The following is an 18,544-nucleotide window of genomic DNA, read 5'->3' as shown; positions in this document are numbered from 1 at the left end:
ATTGACGGGCAGGGGGCCAAGGCTCCTTGCCCTCATTGATCGCGGTTATTTTGACCAAGCTTCGGCTGGATCACCCTCGGCATAATCCGCCAAGTCTTCCAGATTTTCGATATCTGCTGAGCTGCGATTGACCGTAACGCCAACAGAGCGCAGCTTTGCGAAAGCGCGCGAAAGGCTCTCGGGTTTCATCCCTAAACGACCCGCAATCAGGGCCTTGTCATAGGGCAGAGTAACCGAACATTTTCCGTGTTCGCAATCCGCCAGCGACATCAAAAACTCAGCAACCCGTTGGGCGCCAGTTTGCGCCTTGAGTTGCTCAATCTGCGAGACAAGGCCATGTAAATGGGCGAATGTTGACGCGAGCACAGCGGTACAGACTTCGGGACGAGCCTGCATGAGATCAAGCAATTTGCTTGCGCTCACTTGGATGACCTTTGCGTCCGTAACAGCTTCCGCGCTCACGGGATATGTGTCGCCCTTAAAGGCGACCGCTTCGCCAAAGCTTCGTCCCTGCGTGAAAACGCCCATCACCGCCTCTGCGCCATTTGGCGTAACACGGAAAAGTTTCACCCATCCTTCAATCACGATGAAGATACTGGTTGCGATATCGCCGTGGGAAAAAATCATCTGCCCATGGCTAAAGGAACGCGCATTAGCGTCACTCAAGATATCATCTGCCAAGTCGGTGGGAATGCTCGATAACAAAAGTGAGTTACGAGCTATCGTCCTATACGCGCTGTTCATAGTACTGTATCTCAGGTTTCCGGGGGTGCGTAAAGGGCGCTTAGCTTCTGGTTCGGGCCTTCAGAATGGCCTCAAGTGGTTTTTTCAGCGCGTCTTGCCCCAAGTCCATCACGGCCGTTCCCGCGGTTACATATGGCCCGCGCCACTGCGGATCTTGGGCTTCGAGCACGGCTTGGGCAAGGTCCTCAGGGGTTGAAATTTGATGGGTCGCGCCTGCATCTTTCAAGCTGTCATAAATATAAGTGAAGTCGGAATAGACCGGACCATGCATCACCAAAGTGTCGAGTGCGAGGGCTTCGTAAGGGTTTTTGCCCGGCAAAGGGCCGTCCTGTGACACAAGGCTGTGCCCGATAAAGGCCGTGTGCGCGAGGCGGAAAAAGAGGCCAAGTTCCCCCAATGTGTCCGCGAGATAGAGTTGTGTGCTGGTTTGAATGGCGTTTTTTTTGCTGCGCTGTGCGATGCCCGTAAAGAGGGGCCGTGCCATAGAGAGCGTTTCGTTTGCAAATTTGGGATGACGTGGCGCAATTATGAGGAGCAGATCTGGCAACGTTTTGAGTGCGATCAGATGCGCCTTCAGGACACGCTCCTCCTCAGAAGGATGCGTTGATGCGGCGAGCCAATGTGGTCGGGCTCCAATCGCGAGTTCAAGCGCGGCACGCTCCTCTGGAAGATCGGGCAAGGGGGCAGAAGCGATTTTCAACGGGCCGGTCGTTTGGGTGGTTTTTGCCCCCGCGCCCATGGCGATGAAATTATCGCGTGAAACGTCTTCTTGAGTTAATATTCTATCAAACAGCTGTACCATTTTGCGATACACCCCCTTCAAAAACCTCCTTTTGTGAACGGACCTTTCGCTCATGCGCGCATTAATCAGCAGCATAGGTATTTGCATTTTGTGGGTTTCTGTCAAAAGGCACGGCCACATATCCAGCTCGGAAAATACGGCCACACTTGGTTGCCAGTGGGTAAGAAAACGCTGAACCGCAGGAGCATTGTCGCAGGGTTGAAACTGATGAATGACACGCGAGGGCAGCCCCATGCGGGCAAGGGTGTCAGAGGACGTGCGGGTGTTTGTTGTAAGGACGAAATGCGCCTTAGGGAGAGCTTTGCCCAGTTCCGCTAACAGGGTCAGAAGCGACAGACTCTCGCCCACACTCACTCCGTGAAGCCAAATGACTTCCCCCTTTGGGCGCGGCGTTAAGCCAAGCCCTAGTTTTTCCTGAAACCGGTTCGGATCTTCTTTGCCTTGGGCAAGACGTCGACGCAAAATGAGCCGCCATAGCGGGGCGTTAAAACGCGCGAACAGGAGGTATAGAGAGAGCAATTGCCGATCCTTTGATGGGGTTGTCCAAGCGTACTATAGGGTTCGCGGCGCAGTACAAACCAGAAACTATTCTTGCGTCTGTTGGGCAAGCTCCACGACCAACGGTCCGAAATCTTCCACAATAGCCGCGACCCCCATTGCATTCGGATGAATCGCATCATCCTGCATGTAGGTTGTCAAAGCAGACGTATCGTTGAGTTCCGTGCGAAAACTGGTGAAGAAATCGGGATAGAGCAGCGTCTCAAAATCCGTCGAGAGGGCTGGAAACATATCATCAAATTCCGCCTTGAACTCGGGTCCGAAATTATTGGCGCTGGGCAAACCAACCAGCAAAACAGGGAGGTCGCGACTTTGCAGGATTTCAAGGATTTCAGTAAGGTTTTTACGGCTGTCGCTCGGAGCAATCCCGCGCATCATATCGTTCCCGCCCAACTCAACGATCACGGCGTCGACGTCAGGCGTGAGGGTCCATTCGATGCGCGACCGTCCCCCCGCAGTGGTGTCGCCCGAAACTCCCGCATTGATAAGACGAATATCGTGGTTATTTTCATCAAGCCAGCCTTGGAGTTGTGCGACCAAGCCGTCTTCCTGAGGGAGGCCATAACCTTGCGTTAAACTGTCCCCAAGTGCCGCAATGACGACGGGTTCGGCCTGAGCGCGCGCACTGATTAGATTTGTCGCTAAAATCACTGAAATCAGAAGCTTGTACCCCGACAGAAAAGGCCCATATAAAAAAGCTACCCTAAGGCGAGGAATATTGAACATGTCTGACACGGTCCTTTCGCTAACAGATGTGACGCTCTCGCTTGCGGGCAACGCGGGCGTTATTGATATATTGAAGGGAATTTCCCTTGATGTCACCCGCGCAGAAACATTGGCGCTGATCGGGCCTTCGGGGTCGGGAAAGTCTTCTCTTTTGATGGTCATGGGCGGGCTTGAACGGGCGAATTCGGGGCAGGTTTTGGCATTGGGTCAAGATTTGTCAGCGATGAATGAAGACGCGTTGGCGCGCTTTCGTAGAAAACATATGGGAGTTGTGTTCCAATCTTTCCACCTCATTCCCACAATGACTGCATTGGAAAATGTTGCGACCCCTCTTGAGCTTGCAGGGGATGCAGATGCGTTTGATCGCGCGCGCGCGGAACTTGAGGCCGTGGGGCTGGGCGCGCGGGCAGGGCACTACCCGTCTCAGATGTCTGGTGGCGAGCAACAACGGGTTGCTTTGGCTCGCGCGGCGGCGCCACGGCCCGACATCTTGCTCGCCGATGAGCCAACAGGGAATCTGGATGGCGCGAATGGCGCGGCGGTCCTCGATTTACTCATGGGGCTAAGGGAGCGCCACGGGGCGACCTTAGTTTTGGTCACACATTCAAACGGTCTCGCGGCGCAATGTGATCGCGTTATTCGGCTTGTGGATGGAGAATTGGATGCGCAGCGAGAGGCCGCCGAATGAGCCTTCGCATGGCCGCTCGAATTGCCCGCCGCGAGTTGCGTGGCGGTCTCTCGGGATTTCGTGTTTTCGTCATGTGCTTGGCTCTGGGAGTCGCCGCGATTGCGGCGGTCGGATCCGTTCGGTCGGGGCTTGAACAAGGGCTTGCCGATGAGGGCGGTGTCATCTTGGGCGGGGATGCCGAACTGAAGTTCACCTATCGTTTTGCCGACGAAGACGAACGTGCATGGATGGCCAATATTGCAACCGAAATATCGGAAGTCGCGGATTTCCGTTCGATGGCCGTCACCCAAAAAACGGGATCGCAAGAAGAGCGTGCGCTGACGCAACTCAAGGCGGTAGATGCGCAATACCCGCTCATCGGCGACATTGTTTTGGACGGCGCACCTGATCTTGCCTCCGCTTTCGCAGCCATTGATGGCGTCCCCGGTGCGGTGATGGATCCGGTTCTAATTGCGCGGCTTGACTTGCAAATTGGTGATAAATTTACCCTAGGAACACAAGAGTTTCGATTGGCCGCTTCTTTGCTGCGAGAACCTGATGCTGCAGGATCTGGCTTTGGTCTTGGGCCACGCACCATGGTGCTTCGAAACGATTTGGCCCAATCCGGACTTCTTGAGCCGGGTACGCTCTTTGAATCCAAATACCGTCTGCGCCTTGCGGAAAACACAGATCTGGAAGGCCTCAAGACGGTGGCGATTGAACAGTTCGCCGATAAGGGTGTTCGGTGGCGAGATATGCGAAACGGTGCCCCGGGAATATCTCGGTTTGTGGAACGGATCGGCGCGTTTTTGGTGCTCGTCGGACTTGCGGGATTGGCAGTTGGCGGGGTTGGGATTTCGGCCGCTGTCCGTACGTATCTTGAGGCCAAAACCGAAGTAATCGCGATTCTGAAAACTTTAGGGGCCGAAGGGAGGACGATTTTTGCCGCCTACTTTATTCAAATTGGCGTGCTGACACTCTTTGGAATTGGCTTAGGGCTTATTTTGGGGGCGGTTCTTCCGTTCGCAATTGCGCCGTTACTCGCGGCACGGTTCCCGTTCCCGATTGATATTTCGTTTCATGCAGCACCAATGATCGAAGCTGCAATCTATGGCGCTTTAACGGCTCTGCTCTTTACACTTTGGCCCCTCGCCAAAACCGAAAATATACGCGCCGCCGCGCTTTTTCGCTCAATCTCGGGTGGAGAAAGCGGATGGCCACGGCCCCGATACATCGTTGTCACGGGCCTTCTCTTGGCACTCCTCGTGTTTACGGCGGCATCTTTCTCTGGCGTTCCCCGTCTGACACTTTGGGCGTTTGTTGGCGTACTAGGCGCGTTGGCTCTCTTGACTCTGATGGCAGGTGGTTTGCGCATAATTGCGCGCAAAATGGGCATTTTCGCGCGCGGAAATACAGCTGTGAGAATGGCGCTGTCGTCCATCGCCGCACCTGGGGGGGAAGCACGGTCCGTCGTCCTTTCGCTTGGCTTAGGTCTTTCGGTTTTGGCCGCCGTCGGACAGATTGATTCAAACCTGCGGGCGGCGATTTCCCAAGATTTACCCGACGTGGCTCCGAGCTATTTTTTCGTCGATATTCAGCCGGATCAACTTGCAGGCTTTGAGGAACGTGCCGCAACGGATGAAGGTGTAGATCGTGTTCAATCCGCGCCGATGCTTCGGGGTGTTATCACGCAGATTAATGACCAGCCCGCGCGAGATGTTGCGGGGGACCATTGGGTTTTGCGGGGGGATCGGGGTGTGACCTATGCGGCGCTACCTCCTGAAAATACCACGCTCACCAATGGCGACTGGTGGCCCGAAGATTATTCAGGCCCACCGGTCATGAGCTTTGGGGCCGAAGAGGCCGCTGAGATGGGCCTCAAGCTTGGGGACCGGTTGACCGTCAATATTCTGGGCCGCGATCTAACGGCTGAAATTACCAGCTTTAGGTCTGTGGATTTCTCGGAAGCGAGTATGAATTTCGTGATGATTTTCAACCCGTCAGCCCTTGAAGGCGCGCCTCACAGCCATATCGCAACGGTTTATGCCCAAGAGGAGGCCGAAGCAGCCTTTGTGCGGGATGTTTCTCGGGCGTATCCAAATGTGTCTGCGATCCGTGTTCGCGATGCAATTGCGCGCGTGACGGAAGCGTTGGGGGCCATTGCTGCGGCCACGTCGTTTGGGGCGGCAGCAACATTGCTAACTGGATTCATTGTGCTGATTGGTGCGGCGGCAGCGGGGGAACGTGCGCGGGTTTTTGAAGCCGCGGTCCTGAAAACGCTTGGCGCGACACGTGGCACAATCCTTGCGAGCTTTGCTTTGCGCAGCGCTCTTTTGGGAGCCGCGGCGGGCGTTGTGGCGACACTGGCAGGGGCCATCGCGGGGTGGGCGGTTATGGTTTTCGTTATGGAAAACTCGTTTCGATTTAACTGGATGTCCGCCATCACGATCATCGTCGGTGGGGCTGCTATTACAACAATTGCCGGCCTGATATTTGCGTGGCGTCCCTTGGCTACACGGCCTGCGCCAATCCTTCGCGCGCGCGAGTAATTGGATTAGGGCGCGTGGCCGATGCTTAAAACGCTTTCCAAACCACCCCAGCGGCAGGAATTTTTAAACCCTCGTGTTCGAGATCTTCAGGGGCATAGTTGACATAGAAACGGTGCGTTTGCGTATCCCGAATGCGCAATCCGTCCGGAAGGTCCGTCACTTCCATCCCTAGATCAACACAGGTTTCAGCGATCAATTGGAATAGGGTTTCGTCGTCAAGCCATCCCGCTAAATAGTTGAGATTACCGTTTGAAACGATGGCAGGGCGGCCATCGGCAGTGCTCCAGCGAATGGGCGCTTCCCCTTCAAGGTGTTCAAACCAGTGGCGGATAGTACCACCGTTTTGCAACGCAATTGCGCTATTGGGCGGGATGCTTTCGGTGTTCACGACCTTGCTATCGAGGTTCGGCAGGTTTGGTCCAAGCGGAACAGCAATCGACATCTCGTCTGTTTTGACATTGCTGCGAGGACCAATGAGTGCCGTCCCTTGGAACGTAGTAAGTGCGGCCATCAAGGAGGGCGGAATGACCATGAGGCCTGGAGCAAGAACCAATTTGTATTGGCTCAAATTCTGGGTGTCGGCCGGTAGAATATCGACGGATAATCCCGCTCGGCGTAGGGCGCGGTAGTGCGACATACAAAGGCGGAAGTAGTCGAAATCCGCGCCTTGTGGCTGCACGTCCCATGCCCATGCCGACGTGTAGTCAAAAAACAATGCGACGCGCGCGGTCGCGGTTCCGACATTTGGAATGGTCGAAATTTCTTTGGATACTTGCAAAACTTCGGCGAGGGCAGGCGCGTCAACCCCATCGGGCCGAAGGAGCGCCGTATGCATTTGTTCCTGCGCAAAAGCAGGCTGTCGCCAGCGGAAAAAACAGACGGTTTCCGCGCCATGGGCGAAAGCTTCCCACGCCCAAAGACGCTCCATTCCCGGAAGGGGGGCAGGGTTATAAGGCGCCCAATTTACGGGGCCGGGCTGTTGTTCCATGATCCACCAGCGGCCTCTGCCAACGGAGCGGTAAAGATCGTGATGGAAGGCCTGCATATCGGGATCGCCTTGGCGTAGATAGCGGGCTTTGTGTTCGGGCGTGCCCTCCAGTCGATCAGATAGGAAGCCGAGGGGATAGCTATCCCAGCTGGCAATATCGAGGTCTTCGCCAACGGCATAATGATCAAATTCGGTGATGCGCCCCATGTAATTGTGGATCAGCGGCGCATCAGTGTGGGCGCGTAAAATCTCGGTTTGAACGCGGTTGAAAGCGACAACTTGGTCAGAAGAATACCGCCGGAACGCCATGACGTGGGCTGGACTTGGGTCGGTGACTGTTAGGTTTGGAAGTTCAATTTGGTCGAATGTGTCATAATCCAAGGACCAGAAGACATTGCCCCAAGCGCGGTTTAACGCTTCGGTGGATTGATATTTCTGCGCGAGCCAATCGCGAAAGCCATCTCGTGCATGGGTGGAGTAGGAAAGGGTTGTGTCGTGGCAGCCATACTCATTGTCGGTTTGCCATGCGGCAATATGTGGGTTTTTTCCATAGCGTTCAGCCAAAATACGGGTGATCCGCGCGCATTCTTGGCGGTAGCCCATGTGGCTGAAACAGTAGTTGCGGCGCGATCCGAATTTGCGTTGAACGCCGTCGGGTGTCACGATGTTCATATCGGGATGTTTGTCGAGCATCCAACGCGGTGGTGTCGCGGTGGGAGTCCCGAGGATGACCTTCAGACCCGCTGCGCCCAAAACATCAATTGCGCGGTCGAGCCATTCGAGTTCCAGCCGCCCAGACGTGGGTTCCATGCGCTGCCACGCGAATTCGCCGATACGCACCCATGTGAGGCCTGCTTCGACCATACGCCGCGCATTGTCGGCCCATTCTTCTTCGGGCCAATGTTCCGGATAATAGCAAACGCCGAGGGTTTTTTTCATAGGATGACTTGGTTCTCTTGTTGGCCTTTGGCGACGTCTTTGGCTAGGAAAGTCGCGCCTGCCATTGGCTCTTTTTCTAAGATTTCAGCACTCAATCCAACGCGCGCAGTTGTGATGAGGAGGTCGGTTAAACCTTCGCCACCAAAGGCGGGGCAAGATGTTTGGCTCGCTTCTGGACAGGCAACGGTTTCGAGTAAAACGCCGTCGGGGTTGTAGCACGCAATGCGGTTTAGGCCCCACTGTGCGTTCCACAAATAACCCCGCATGTCGATCACGGATCCATCGGGGTTAATGCCCTCTTTCGAGAGGTCGAGCCAAAGTTCGCTGGAGCCCGTTGGCCACCCGTCCTTTGGGTTAAGCTTCTGGCGTCGAATGGTTTTTTCGGCCGTGTCGCTATAGTAGGCATAGGCCCCATCAGGTGAGAAGCAAATCGAGTTACTGATCGAAATATCGGAGTAAAGGCAGCGAAGTTCACCCTTGTAATAGCGATAAATTGCGCCTGCGTTCGTCTCCGCATTGATGCCCATTGTCCCGATCCAAAAGCCTCCATAGGTGTCTGCACGGCCATCATTTGAACGGGTGGTGGCGTCGTCGGCTTCAAGGTCACAAAGCTTGCGAACGGTTTTACCTGTGTTCAAATCGAACAAGAATAGCGCCGTTTGACTGGCGATCAAAAGCTCGTTTTCAGAGACCCAACCTGCTGCCGATACATGTTCGTCAAAGCTCCATTCCTTAGGGCCATCCGCGCCCAAAGTTAGGAGCTTTTTCCCCATGATATCGAACCAATAATATTGCTTGTGAAGGGGGTGCCACAGGGGGCCTTCCCCAAGGATACAGGTGCGGGAATCAAAGAGCGTGGCTTGGGTCATGTGTGTGTCTCCTGGGTGATTTTGTCATAGGCGGCGACCATTTCTACGGCGCGTTTATGCACATCGTCGGCTGTGAATCCAGGTTTGTAAAGACCCGTTCCAATGCCAAAACCGGAGGCCCCCGCTTGGAGAAGTTCGGCGAAATTCGCGGGGCCAACCCCGCCGACCATGAACACGGGAACCTCGGGAGGAAGGACGGCACAGATTGCCTTGAGGCCCTCGACGCCGAGGAGAAAGGATGGGAAAATTTTAATGCCGTCGGCACCGGCGTGGATGGCGGAAAAACATTCGGTTGGGGTTAGTACGCCGGGAAAACTCTGGAGGCCCAGACGTTTGGTTTCTTTGATCACCTCAACATTTGCATTCGGTGAGACAATAAGCTTGCCACCCAGGTCTGCCACCGCGCGAACGACCTCGGGGGTCAATACGGTCCCTGCGCCAATTAACGCGCGGTCGCCATAGGTTTTGACCATTGATGCAATACTCACCAACGCATCCGGCGAGTTCATCGGTACTTCAATGCGGTCGATGCCAGCTTCAAGAAGGGCGGCAGAGACGTCGAGGGCTTCGGCGGGGGTGACGCCACGAATAATGGCGATCAGGGGGCGGCTCATTTGGAAGTCTCCTTAAGAGATAGATAGGTCGTTGCAAGGCCCGCGAGCGTAAGGTTCTCGGCCTCGGGAATCGTGGGGGCACACCCCAGTTGGCGCAGGGCGGTTGCGTAAAGGTTTGAGAGGCCCTTTGCGCCAATAATCGCAATGTCTTGACCCAGCCAATAGGGTCGTGCTGCGGCAAGTTCTGCACCAAGTAGCAAGCCCGAGAGGCGCGCACGTGCGGAGGCCGCAGGGAGGTCGTTAAGAAGGGATTCTGCGCGCAAAGAAAACAGGCGCGCGGCCATGCTTTCGGGTTTGGATAGCGCGTCGTCAATCGCTTGCGAAAAGGCTGCATCGTCCCAATCTTCCGTAGTAACAGAATGGCGCAAGACGGAATAATCGGACAAACACGCAAAAAGTTCGCCCGTCATGAAGGTTTGAAAACTCACGACTTCGCCCGCACTGATCCGCGCCCATTTGGTATGGGTTCCCGGAAGACAAACAACGCCATCAAAGGTGGGGTTCAAGGCAAGAAGCCCCGCAATTTGGGTTTCTTCGCCGCGCATAACGTCGGCGGGTTTGTCTTGTTTTAAACCCGCAATGAGATGGACCGAAAGGCGTGGGTCGTGAGTGTCTACACGGGTGGTATCCCCGCTGCAGGGTGTACAAGGCACGGTGCGATAACGGGCTTCTTGCCACCCCTGTCGTGAGCCGACCATACCGCATGCGACCACGGGCGTGTTGTCAGACAACCAAGGCTCAACCAATGACAATAGGGCGGGTTCAAACGCGTCTTGGGTGAGCTTACCCATGCCTTGATCGGAGCTCGCTTCAGCAAGAATGTCACCCGTGTGCGACATGGCCCAAGCCCGCAGATTGGACGTGCCCCAATCAACTGCAATCCAATCTGGACTAATCGCGCGCGCCATTATCCTGTCACCACAACGCCGCCGTCAATGACGAGGGCTTGTCCGGTCATCATCTTGCTTGATTTTGAGGCGAGGAACAGGACGCCCCCCACGATGTCTTCGGGGGCAAGGGATTCGTTGAGGCACTGTTTGTCGAGGTGCCCAGCCAAGCCCTCTGGCGTGACCCACATGTCGATCTGTTTTTGTGTCAGAACCCATCCCGGAGCGAGGGCATTTACCCGCACTTTGTCGGGGCCAAACTCGCGTGCAAGGCTGCGGGTCAGTCCATTGATGCCTGAGTTGGCGGTCGTATATGCGGGGTAGCCCGCGCCGCCCATCATGTAGGAAATGGAGGTGAAATTGATAATGCTGCCGCCGCCCGCATCCCGCATACCTTCAAAGGCTGCTTGGCACGCGAAGAAATAGGATTTGAGGTTGATGGCTTGAGACCAATCCCAAAATTCCTCGGTCACTTCGAGGGTTTCGTGGCGTTGGTCGTTGGCCGCGTTGTTGACCAATACGGTTACGGCTCCATGCGCTTTTGAGGCTGTATCGAGTGCACCTTTGAGGGCTGGAATATCCGTAACATCACATGAAATGAAAAGGGGGCGTGATCCCGTTTCCTTTTCCATTTCGTCACAAAATGCGGTGGAATCGGAGCGTTGAACAAATGCGACTTGGGCACCTTGGCGCAGAAAACCTTCGGTCAATGACGCGCCAATACCTGAACCGCCTCCGGTGATGAAAACGGATTGGCCCTTGAGGTCGGGATAAATTGCTGTGTCGCTCATAGTCGGGTCCAATCGTATAATTTATAGTTTAATGAGGTCGAGGCGTTTGCCTTGAACCACGAAAATTGTTGCGGGGAAACTACAGGGGAGGGTCAACCCCAATTGCATCAATGCGGTGCCTGAAAGGGTGACATCTCCCGCGTTTAGGGCGCAGTCCCCGCGTGAAGGTGGCGAAGCAGAGCTCGGGTCTGCGGCGTTAATGAGGGACACCTCATAAGTGGCATTTGGCACTAACCCTGTAAGGCGAATGGGGCGCGGCAAGACCTGTTTGAAATTCGCGGTTTTGGCAATGAAGCATACAAAATCCTGCCCATCGCGGGCGATTTGTATTTCGGCAGTGATTTCGGGATCGGGCGCATCTAGGCGATGAATATCACCTTCGAGCATCCAGCCGCGATTGGATTTCCACCAGTGAGTAACTTTCGTCAGGGTCTCGGCCTCGGCGTCATTCAATTCACGGGGGTCCATTTCAAAGCCGAGATGGCGTTGGGCGGCGGTCCACGCGCGCAGACTCATATTTAGCGTGCGTCCAGATGTGTGGCAATGACGCGGGCCAACGTGGCTGCCCGTTACGCTTGCAGGTAGGAAAAGTGCGGCGTTATGTTGAATACGCTGGCGCTCAATTGCGTCGTTACTATCGGATAGCCAAACACGCTGCGTGCGTTCCAAAATGCCATAGTCCATACGTCCGCCACCAGACGAGCAACTCTCGATTTCAACATCGGGGAAGTTGGCGCGAAGACGATCCATGAGAGCATAGACACCCTCAGTTTGGGCGACATCATTGGCGGGCAAAACGCGGTTGTGATCCCATTTTATGTATTCAATTTCGAGGTGCGCTAGAACATCGGCGATCAAATCATAGAGATAGCCGCGCACATCGGCACGCGCCATATCGAGCACCATTTGCTGGCGTCCCAAAGTCTGGTCCGCGCGACCAAGGGCCCATTCAGGATGGGAACGATAGAGGTCGCTGTCCGGATTGACCATTTCTGGCTCAAACCAAAGGCCAAAACCCATGCCCAACGATTTCACATGTGTGATAAGGGGCGTCAGGCCATCAGGCCATTTGCGCCGATCCAAAACCCAGTCACCCAGCGAAGAAGTGTCGTCATCCCGCGTGCCAAACCAACCATCGTCCAACACGAAACGCTCGGCCCCAAGGGCAGCGGCGCGGGTGGCAATTTCGGAAAGGGTGGCGAGATCATGGTCAAAATAAATCGCTTCCCAACAGTTGTAATGCACGGGGCGATTGCGGCGGGGCCATGTGATAATCCGGTCGCGCGCATGGCGCTGAAAAGAAATCGCGCAGCCGTTCATGCCAGCGTTTGAATATGCCAAATAGAGGGGCGCGGTTTCAAAGGATGTGACGGCAGTGGTTATAGATCCGGTGGCAGGTCCGAACTGAACTTGGCGGCGGCCGTCCGGCAGTTCCTCGGCAATCATACAGTTGCCACCGGCCCAGCCATAATGCAGGGCGTAGGCCGATCCGTGCGTGTTTTTAACGCCCGTTTCGGGAAGGTAAAGCCCCGGAAATTGCTCGTGGCCGCTTCGGCCTGTTGGCGTATTGCGCAACCGGATGCCTGCTTGCCATGGGGTTGTGACCGCTTGAAATTCGCCAATCCACTTGCCAGAGAAATCGATCATCTCATCGGCTTGTTGGGGCGCTGGAAGAACTGGCGCGCTAAAATGCTCAATGATTACTGGGTGTTCAGAGGCGATAGCGGCCCGCGCAGTAATAACCCCCGTTCCGCTATCTGCTGCAAAACTGGCGGTATATGTGACGCCAGAGATCGCGTCATGGGCGTTGATTTTCAGGAGGGAAGCAACTTGAGAGACGTCAACCTGCGCAAAGTCCAGCAACAGGCGTTTGCCTTGAGCGTCGCGCAAGGAAAGCCCTGCGTGGCCGGGGAAACTGTCTCCCGCTACGGGGCAGATTGTCAAAGGGGGAACCGTATCGAGCATCCCGCCTGTGACGTCCAATTTACTCATGGCATAAAGTGCTGAGAGGTCTTCCGAACTCGGGAGCAGTGCCCCCCAGTATATGACGCTTGGAAGCTTGCCCTCAGAGGCCAAAACCAAAGTTTGGGTCGGTGAATCCAGTCGCCAAGTCGAAGTCATTTTACGGCACCCAAAGTAAGACCAGCAATGAAGTGCTTTTGCATCAAAAAGAACATGGCAACTGGAGGAAGCGCCGCGATGATCGAGCCTGCGGAGAGCATGTGATAGGCGGTCCCGAATTGCGCGTTGAAGCTTGTGATGCCCGCCGTCACGGGCTGTGAATCGGGGCCTTGGGTCAAGACGACTGCCCAGAAAAAGTCGTTCCAGATGAAGGTGAAAATCAACACCGAAAGCGCCGCGATTGCGGGCTTCATGAGGGGCAGCACAACGTACCAGAAGATGCGCCATTCCGCGACGCCCTCGACGCGGGCAGCTTCGATCAATTCATGCGGCAGGGCCTTGATGAAATTGCGCATGAACAGGGTGCAAAACCCAGTTTGAAACGCGATGTGAAACATCACAAGACCCGTTTTGGTATCATAAAGACCCAAACTAATGGTCATGTCACGCACCGGAACCATCAAGATTTGGAATGGCACAAAATTCCCGGCGACAAAGAGAAAAAAGATCCAAATATTGCCTTTGAATTTATACACACCGAGGGCAAAACCCGTCATGCAAGACAAGGCAACTGCGCCGATCACAGTTGGAACTGTGATGAAAAACGAGTTGAGAATGTAGCGCGGCATTGGGCTTTCGGCAAAAACACGGGTGTAGTTGGCGAGAAAGTCAAAGCTACTGGGCATGCCCCAATAATTGCCGCTCGCGAAATCGGCGGCGGGTTTGACCGAGAAAATGGCAACCGCAATCAAGGGCAGAAGCCACATGATGAGGGCCAAAGGGAGCATGGTTTGGTAGGTAAGCTGCCAAGCCCGCGAGGTTTTATCAATGGGGGTGGGGAACATCGGTTTACCCTTTCTCGTCGCGGTACATTTTTACAAGGAAGATCGTAATGAACACCATCATGATCAGGAACAAGATCACAGCAATCGCGGCGCCGTATCCCATTCTGAAGCCATATTCCGACAGAGATTTTTCATACATATAGAACGACAATACTCGCGAGGAGCCCCAAGGGCCGCCTTGGGTCATGATCGAGATAAGGTCAAAGCTTCGCAGCGCACCAATGATCGTAACCACAAAGGCAATAAACGTCGCTGGGCGCAGTTGTGGAAGCACCACGTACCAGAGCATTTTGATGCCCTTGGCACCGTCCAAACGGGCAGCTTCGATCTGTTCCGGGTCAACCGCATTGAGGCCGGTCAGATATAGGATCATACAATAGGCTGTCTGGGGCCAAAGTCCCGCGGCAATAATCCCGTAAGTCACAAAACGTTCGTCGCCAAGAACCGCAATGGGGCCAAGGCCAAAGAGGCCAATGAATTCGTTCATCAAGCCAAACGTCGGGTCGTAGAACCAGCTAAAAACTAGGCCCACGACAACTTGCGAGATGACGAAAGGAAAGAAGAAAAGCGATTTATACAGGCGAATTCCGGTGACGGTTTGGTTTAGGAAAAGGGCGATAAACAAGCCCGCCGGAACAGCCAAAAGATAGAGCGTCAGCCAGATGATGTTGTTTTTTAGGGACGTGTAAAAGGCCTCATCGTCCATCAACTCGACATAGTTGCCCATGCCGATGAATTCTTTCTGGCCCAAGCCGTCCCAATCCAAAAAGGAAATCTGGAACGATTGGAAAATCGGAACAATCACGTAAACGAGAAAGAAGAGAATGCCGGGAGCGAGGAAAAGCCAGGGGGTGACTTTTTGTTGATTTCTGCGCCACCAAGGTTTTTTTGGACCTAGTGCGGCTACATCTGCGAGGGCTGAATCCGTCATGACGCGCTTTCGTTTTCCAAGGAGGGGAAAGGGGAAAAGGGGCGAGCGTATTTGGCCCGCCCCTTCCGCGATATTTTATTCGTAAACTTGGCCGCGTGTTTTCTCGAGACGGGCAAGAATTTCGTCAAGATTCTCTGGCTTCACCATGAATTCTTGGAAACCTTCCATCCCAGCTTTGGCCATTTCCGCAGGAGCGTCGCGGTCAAAGAATTGAGCAAGACCAGCGGAGTTGGAGAGAACGACAAAACCTTCTTGAAGGAATTTGTCATCGTCAACCGAGCTGTTTTTGTTCACAGGAAGTTGGCCGAGCTTGTCGCCAGCATTGATCGCTGTTTGCACGTCAGCAGAAGCAACATACTGAAGGAACGCACGGGCGTTTTCTTTGTTCTTGGCTTGCGACGGGATGTGGAACGTATCGGTTGGCGCGTCTTCCGCCATTGGAACGCCTTCTGTGATCAATGGGAACTGGTAGAAGTCCAACTGATCGTCCGTCAGGCCAGCTTCGCGCAATTGCGCAACCGCAAAGTTACCCATCAAGTAGGAAGCAGCTTCGCCTTTGACCATGAAGGGCAGGGCTTCTTGCCAGCTGTAGGATGTGTGGTTGTCAACGAAGGCACCCATGTCGATCAATTCGCGCCAGTGAGCGAAGATCTCTTTTACGCGATCATCTTCCCAGCTGATTTTGCCAGCGGTGAGGTCCATGTGGAAATCATAGCCGTGGGTCCGCAGCGAGAGATAATCAAACCAGCCTCCAGCGGTCCAAAGGTATTTTGTGCCGATTGTGTAGCACTTGATGCCATTGTCGAGAAGGGTTTGGCAGTTCGCTAGCTCTTCTTCCCATGTTTTGGGTTCGGAAAGTCCGAATTTGTCGAAGATGTCTTTGCGATAGTAAACGCCCCATTGGTAGTATGTGTAGGGAACGCCGTATTGCTTGCCTTCGATGGTCATCGACGGTTTTGTCGACGCAAGGTCGGCGGACATTTCATCGTCCCAAAGGTCGGAAACGTCGTCAAAAAGGCCCGCGTTCACATAGGGCAGCATCCGATTGCCAGCATACCATGTTGCGACGTCAGGGGCGTCGGCTGTCAAGAAGTTGCGAATTTGTGTTTTATAGGCTTCGCGATCGATAATCGTTGTTTCGATCGTGAGGTCTGGGTTCAAGGCTTGGAAATCGGCAATCATGCCTTCCATCGTTGCGCGCGGCGCAGGGTTGGATGTGTCCAAGAAAATTCTTAGGTCGCCGGTAAGTTCCGCCGATGCAGGGCCTGCAATAGCTGCAGTCGTAAGGAGCGCCGCGAGGGTCGCTTTAATAATTGAACTCATTGTGTCCTCCCAAAGTTCATTTTAGTTCCACTATGTGAAACTTAATTCCACATATTGAAACCATGAGGCGAATCAGGTAGGGTTGTCAACAGTTTCTTAAGGTAGAACCTTGGGGAAACTTGGGAGGAAGAACGAATGGCAGGACAGGGAAGCGGAGACGGAACCGTTGGAAAAGCGCTGGAAGTGCTTGATATGGTTGCGCATTTTGGGCGGCCCATACGATTTTCGGAATTGCTGAACGCCAGCCCCTACCCTAAGGCGACACTCTACCGACTCATCCAAACCCTCACGAGCCAAAGGATGCTTTCGTTTGATCCGGAAGCACAAACCTATGCGTTAGGGGTGCGGCTTTTGGGGCTCGCACACGCGGCTTGGGCACAAAGTTCGCTCGCACCACTGGCGCGTCCGTTCATTGATGCGCTGTCGCGGTCGGTTGGAGAAACTGTTCACCTAGCGCAACTCGACCATGCGCAGGTGCTTTATGTGGACAAACGCAATGCACGCGACCCGATCCAAATGTACTCGATGGCAGGGAAAGTAGGCCCTGCCTATTGCACGGGGGTTGGCAAAGCTATGTTGGCGTTCCTTCCGGAGAAAGACCTGGTGGCGCTGCTCCTTCAGCAATCTTACCACCGTTTCACTCCAAAGACCCGATGCGACGACGCTGCTTTGCGTGAAGATCTCGTAGTCATTCGGCAACGAGGCTACGCGTTTGATGACGAGGAGCACGAACCGAACATTATCTGCGTCGCACTTCCCATTCTTACTGAAGGTGGGCGCGTGCTTGGCGGCCTGTCCATAACCAGTTCTACACACCGTAGTAGCCTTTCCGAACTCGAAAAACTCGTACCGAAAATGCAGGAAACCACGAAGCAAATTCAAGAGGTCATGCGGAACTGGCACTTCCCTGATCAAAAAACTCAATCTCAAAAAACAGGATATTCTAAATGTCAGGCGTAATCCTTAAAGATATTATCAAACGGTATGGCGATGTTCAGGTGGTCCACGGCGTTGACCTTCAAATTGAAGATGGCGAATTCTGTGTATTTGTTGGGCCGTCTGGTTGTGGGAAATCCACGTTGTTGCGCATGGTTGCGGGTTTGGAAGAAACCACAAGTGGCGCAATTAGTATCGGCGCGCAGGATGTTACAAATCGAGACCCCGCCGAGCGCGGTGTCGCGATGGTTTTCCAAACATACGCACTTTACCCGCATATGACCGTCGAAGAAAATATGGGTTTTGGGCTTAAGATGACGGGCCACCCAAAGGCGGAGATCAAAGAAAAAGTCTCGGCTGCTTCTAAAATCCTCAAACTCGACGACTACCTTGGCCGCAAACCAAAAGCACTTTCCGGTGGGCAGCGTCAACGGGTTGCGATTGGCCGCGCAATTGTTCGGGGACCTGAAGTTTTCCTCTTTGACGAACCGCTCTCAAATCTGGACGCAGAGCTTCGGGTGGAAATGCGGGTGGAAATCGCGCGTTTGCACAAGGAAATCGGCGCGACCATGATCTATGTGACCCACGATCAGGTAGAAGCGATGACGCTTGCCGATAAAATTGTTGTGCTGCGCGCTGGGCGGATCGAACAGGTTGGGGCGCCGCTAGAGTTGTATCGCAACCCAGATAATAAATTCGTTGCCGGCTTTATTGGCAGCCCCGCGATGAACTTCTTTGATGGCACGGTTTCGGGCGGCGGTGCTTTTGTTCCAGGGATTGGATTAACCGTGTCCACATCGGTTGCGCTCCCAGCGGCCGAAACTGCGGTGATTGTTGGCGTGCGTCCCAACCATATTGTGGTCGATCCTGCAGGGGACACACATACCGTAGATATTACCGAATCCCTAGGCGGCGTGTCGTATGTGTACCTTACGGCCAAGGATGGTAGCCGCCTCATTGTCGAATCTCACGAGGAGGAGCCCGCTCGTTCTGGTGCGACCGTGGGCTTGAAAATTGATGAAACGAGCGCAATGTTCTTTGATGCGCAAACGGAATTGCGCTTTCGTTAACTGTAACAAAAGCTAAGTGAATAGAGGGCTCGCTGGAAAACAGCGGGCCCTTTATTGTTTTTTCTACTCAAATTTTGCCCATGGAAAGCGTGCTGCCCGTTGACAAAGCCCGTCTAGATGTGAATATATTTTAATCATTAAAATAAAGAGCCGACTCGGTTGGGTCGCGCTTGTGGGAGGAATG

General features: G+C 54.2%; 16 protein-coding genes. 4 read left to right on the top strand and 12 right to left on the bottom strand.

What is annotated here, in order from left to right:
* Nucleotides 1-45: 45 nt before the first annotated feature.
* The 3 genes from AB9F29_RS07005 to AB9F29_RS06995 all read right to left on the bottom strand — a co-directional run bounded on the left by AB9F29_RS07005 (nt 46) and on the right by AB9F29_RS06995 (nt 2,830).
* The gene (locus tag AB9F29_RS07005) at nt 46-666 is read right to left on the bottom strand and encodes a Crp/Fnr family transcriptional regulator (protein ID WP_335585248.1); all 621 of its coding nucleotides are present in this window, start codon (nt 664-666) and stop codon (nt 46-48) included.
* Nucleotides 667-784: 118 nt separating this feature from the next.
* The gene (locus tag AB9F29_RS07000) at nt 785-2,065 is read right to left on the bottom strand and encodes a 3-deoxy-D-manno-octulosonic acid transferase (protein ID WP_369755078.1); all 1,281 of its coding nucleotides are present in this window, start codon (nt 2,063-2,065) and stop codon (nt 785-787) included.
* 66 nt (nt 2,066-2,131) lie between these two features.
* Nucleotides 2,132-2,830, bottom strand: coding sequence for an arylesterase (locus tag AB9F29_RS06995; RefSeq protein WP_369755077.1), 699 nt, complete (start codon nt 2,828-2,830; stop codon nt 2,132-2,134).
* Between AB9F29_RS06995 and AB9F29_RS06990 the strand changes: the two genes are divergently transcribed.
* Both AB9F29_RS06990 and AB9F29_RS06985 read left to right on the top strand, forming a co-directional pair.
* Complete coding sequence (locus tag AB9F29_RS06990; protein ID WP_369755076.1) at nt 2,829-3,518, top strand: ABC transporter ATP-binding protein; 690 nt, start codon at nt 2,829-2,831, stop codon at nt 3,516-3,518. The genes AB9F29_RS06995 and AB9F29_RS06990 overlap by 2 nt on opposite strands.
* Complete coding sequence (locus tag AB9F29_RS06985) at nt 3,515-6,046, top strand: ABC transporter permease (RefSeq protein WP_369755075.1); 2,532 nt, start codon at nt 3,515-3,517, stop codon at nt 6,044-6,046. The genes AB9F29_RS06990 and AB9F29_RS06985 overlap by 4 nt, the downstream gene beginning before the upstream one ends.
* Nucleotides 6,047-6,071: 25 nt before the next feature.
* On the opposite strand, the gene AB9F29_RS06980 is transcribed toward AB9F29_RS06985, so the two are convergent.
* From AB9F29_RS06980 to AB9F29_RS06940, 9 genes are all read right to left on the bottom strand, one after another.
* Nucleotides 6,072-7,973, bottom strand: a complete 1,902-nt coding sequence (locus tag AB9F29_RS06980) for a beta-galactosidase (RefSeq protein ID WP_369755074.1) — start codon at nt 7,971-7,973, stop codon at nt 6,072-6,074.
* Nucleotides 7,970-8,842: an SMP-30/gluconolactonase/LRE family protein gene (locus AB9F29_RS06975; RefSeq protein ID WP_369755073.1), complete on the bottom strand. Its 873-nt coding sequence runs from the start codon at nt 8,840-8,842 to the stop codon at nt 7,970-7,972. Before AB9F29_RS06975 ends, AB9F29_RS06980 begins: the two co-directional genes overlap by 4 nt.
* A complete protein-coding gene (locus AB9F29_RS06970; RefSeq protein ID WP_369755072.1) occupies nt 8,839-9,456 on the bottom strand; it encodes a 2-dehydro-3-deoxy-6-phosphogalactonate aldolase in 618 nt (205 codons plus the stop codon). Before AB9F29_RS06970 ends, AB9F29_RS06975 begins: the two co-directional genes overlap by 4 nt.
* Nucleotides 9,453-10,364, bottom strand: a complete 912-nt coding sequence (locus tag AB9F29_RS06965; protein WP_369755071.1) for a 2-dehydro-3-deoxygalactonokinase — start codon at nt 10,362-10,364, stop codon at nt 9,453-9,455. The genes AB9F29_RS06970 and AB9F29_RS06965 overlap by 4 nt, the downstream gene beginning before the upstream one ends.
* On the bottom strand, nt 10,364-11,134 hold the full coding sequence (locus tag AB9F29_RS06960; protein ID WP_335585256.1) for an SDR family oxidoreductase: 771 nt from the start codon (nt 11,132-11,134) through the stop codon (nt 10,364-10,366). Before AB9F29_RS06960 ends, AB9F29_RS06965 begins: the two co-directional genes overlap by 1 nt.
* 21 nt (nt 11,135-11,155) lie before the next feature.
* Complete coding sequence (locus tag AB9F29_RS06955) at nt 11,156-13,255, bottom strand: alpha-galactosidase (protein ID WP_369755070.1); 2,100 nt, start codon at nt 13,253-13,255, stop codon at nt 11,156-11,158.
* Nucleotides 13,252-14,100 carry a carbohydrate ABC transporter permease gene (locus tag AB9F29_RS06950; protein ID WP_039000692.1) on the bottom strand — a complete coding sequence of 283 codons (849 nt, stop codon included), beginning with the start codon at nt 14,098-14,100 and terminating at the stop codon, nt 13,252-13,254. Before AB9F29_RS06950 ends, AB9F29_RS06955 begins: the two co-directional genes overlap by 4 nt.
* Nucleotides 14,101-14,104: 4 nt before the next feature.
* On the bottom strand, nt 14,105-15,031 hold the full coding sequence (locus tag AB9F29_RS06945; protein ID WP_335585258.1) for a sugar ABC transporter permease: 927 nt from the start codon (nt 15,029-15,031) through the stop codon (nt 14,105-14,107).
* A gap of 75 nt (nt 15,032-15,106) precedes the next feature.
* Nucleotides 15,107-16,354, bottom strand: a complete 1,248-nt coding sequence (locus AB9F29_RS06940; RefSeq protein WP_369755069.1) for an ABC transporter substrate-binding protein — start codon at nt 16,352-16,354, stop codon at nt 15,107-15,109.
* A 135-nt stretch (nt 16,355-16,489) separates the two neighbouring features.
* Between AB9F29_RS06940 and AB9F29_RS06935 the strand changes: the two genes are divergently transcribed.
* Together AB9F29_RS06935 and AB9F29_RS06930 are read left to right on the top strand one after the other, a co-directional pair.
* A complete protein-coding gene (locus AB9F29_RS06935; RefSeq protein ID WP_369755068.1) occupies nt 16,490-17,314 on the top strand; it encodes an IclR family transcriptional regulator in 825 nt (274 codons plus the stop codon).
* Entirely contained in the window at nt 17,302-18,360 is a 1,059-nt protein-coding gene (locus tag AB9F29_RS06930; RefSeq protein ID WP_335585261.1) for a sn-glycerol-3-phosphate ABC transporter ATP-binding protein UgpC, read from the top strand. Before AB9F29_RS06935 ends, AB9F29_RS06930 begins: the two co-directional genes overlap by 13 nt.
* Nucleotides 18,361-18,544 lie beyond the last annotated feature (184 nt).

Origin of the sequence: Falsihalocynthiibacter sp. S25ZX9, from assembly GCF_041205405.1 — a bacterium.
GTDB classification, from domain to species: domain Bacteria; phylum Pseudomonadota; class Alphaproteobacteria; order Rhodobacterales; family Rhodobacteraceae; genus Falsihalocynthiibacter; species Falsihalocynthiibacter arcticus.
Note: the sequence above shows the minus strand (reverse complement) of the source record. Positions and strands in the feature narration are given on the sequence as shown.

Coding starts and splice junctions, on each gene's coding strand:
- AB9F29_RS06955 (WP_369755070.1), bottom strand. CDS start 13,255: ATGACTTCGACTTGGCGACTGGATTCACCGACCCAAACTTTGGTTTTG.
- AB9F29_RS06985 (WP_369755075.1), top strand. CDS start 3,515: ATGAGCCTTCGCATGGCCGCTCGAATTGCCCGCCGCGAGTTGCGTGGC.
- AB9F29_RS06935 (WP_369755068.1), top strand. CDS start 16,490: ATGGCAGGACAGGGAAGCGGAGACGGAACCGTTGGAAAAGCGCTGGAA.
- AB9F29_RS06945 (WP_335585258.1), bottom strand. CDS start 15,031: ATGACGGATTCAGCCCTCGCAGATGTAGCCGCACTAGGTCCAAAAAAA.
- AB9F29_RS06980 (WP_369755074.1), bottom strand. CDS start 7,973: ATGAAAAAAACCCTCGGCGTTTGCTATTATCCGGAACATTGGCCCGAA.
- AB9F29_RS06940 (WP_369755069.1), bottom strand. CDS start 16,354: ATGAGTTCAATTATTAAAGCGACCCTCGCGGCGCTCCTTACGACTGCA.
- AB9F29_RS06930 (WP_335585261.1), top strand. CDS start 17,302: ATGTCAGGCGTAATCCTTAAAGATATTATCAAACGGTATGGCGATGTT.
- AB9F29_RS06950 (WP_039000692.1), bottom strand. CDS start 14,100: ATGTTCCCCACCCCCATTGATAAAACCTCGCGGGCTTGGCAGCTTACC.
- AB9F29_RS06960 (WP_335585256.1), bottom strand. CDS start 11,134: ATGAGCGACACAGCAATTTATCCCGACCTCAAGGGCCAATCCGTTTTC.
- AB9F29_RS06995 (WP_369755077.1), bottom strand. CDS start 2,830: ATGTTCAATATTCCTCGCCTTAGGGTAGCTTTTTTATATGGGCCTTTT.
- AB9F29_RS06990 (WP_369755076.1), top strand. CDS start 2,829: ATGTCTGACACGGTCCTTTCGCTAACAGATGTGACGCTCTCGCTTGCG.
- AB9F29_RS06970 (WP_369755072.1), bottom strand. CDS start 9,456: ATGAGCCGCCCCCTGATCGCCATTATTCGTGGCGTCACCCCCGCCGAA.
- AB9F29_RS06975 (WP_369755073.1), bottom strand. CDS start 8,842: ATGACCCAAGCCACGCTCTTTGATTCCCGCACCTGTATCCTTGGGGAA.
- AB9F29_RS06965 (WP_369755071.1), bottom strand. CDS start 10,364: ATGGCGCGCGCGATTAGTCCAGATTGGATTGCAGTTGATTGGGGCACG.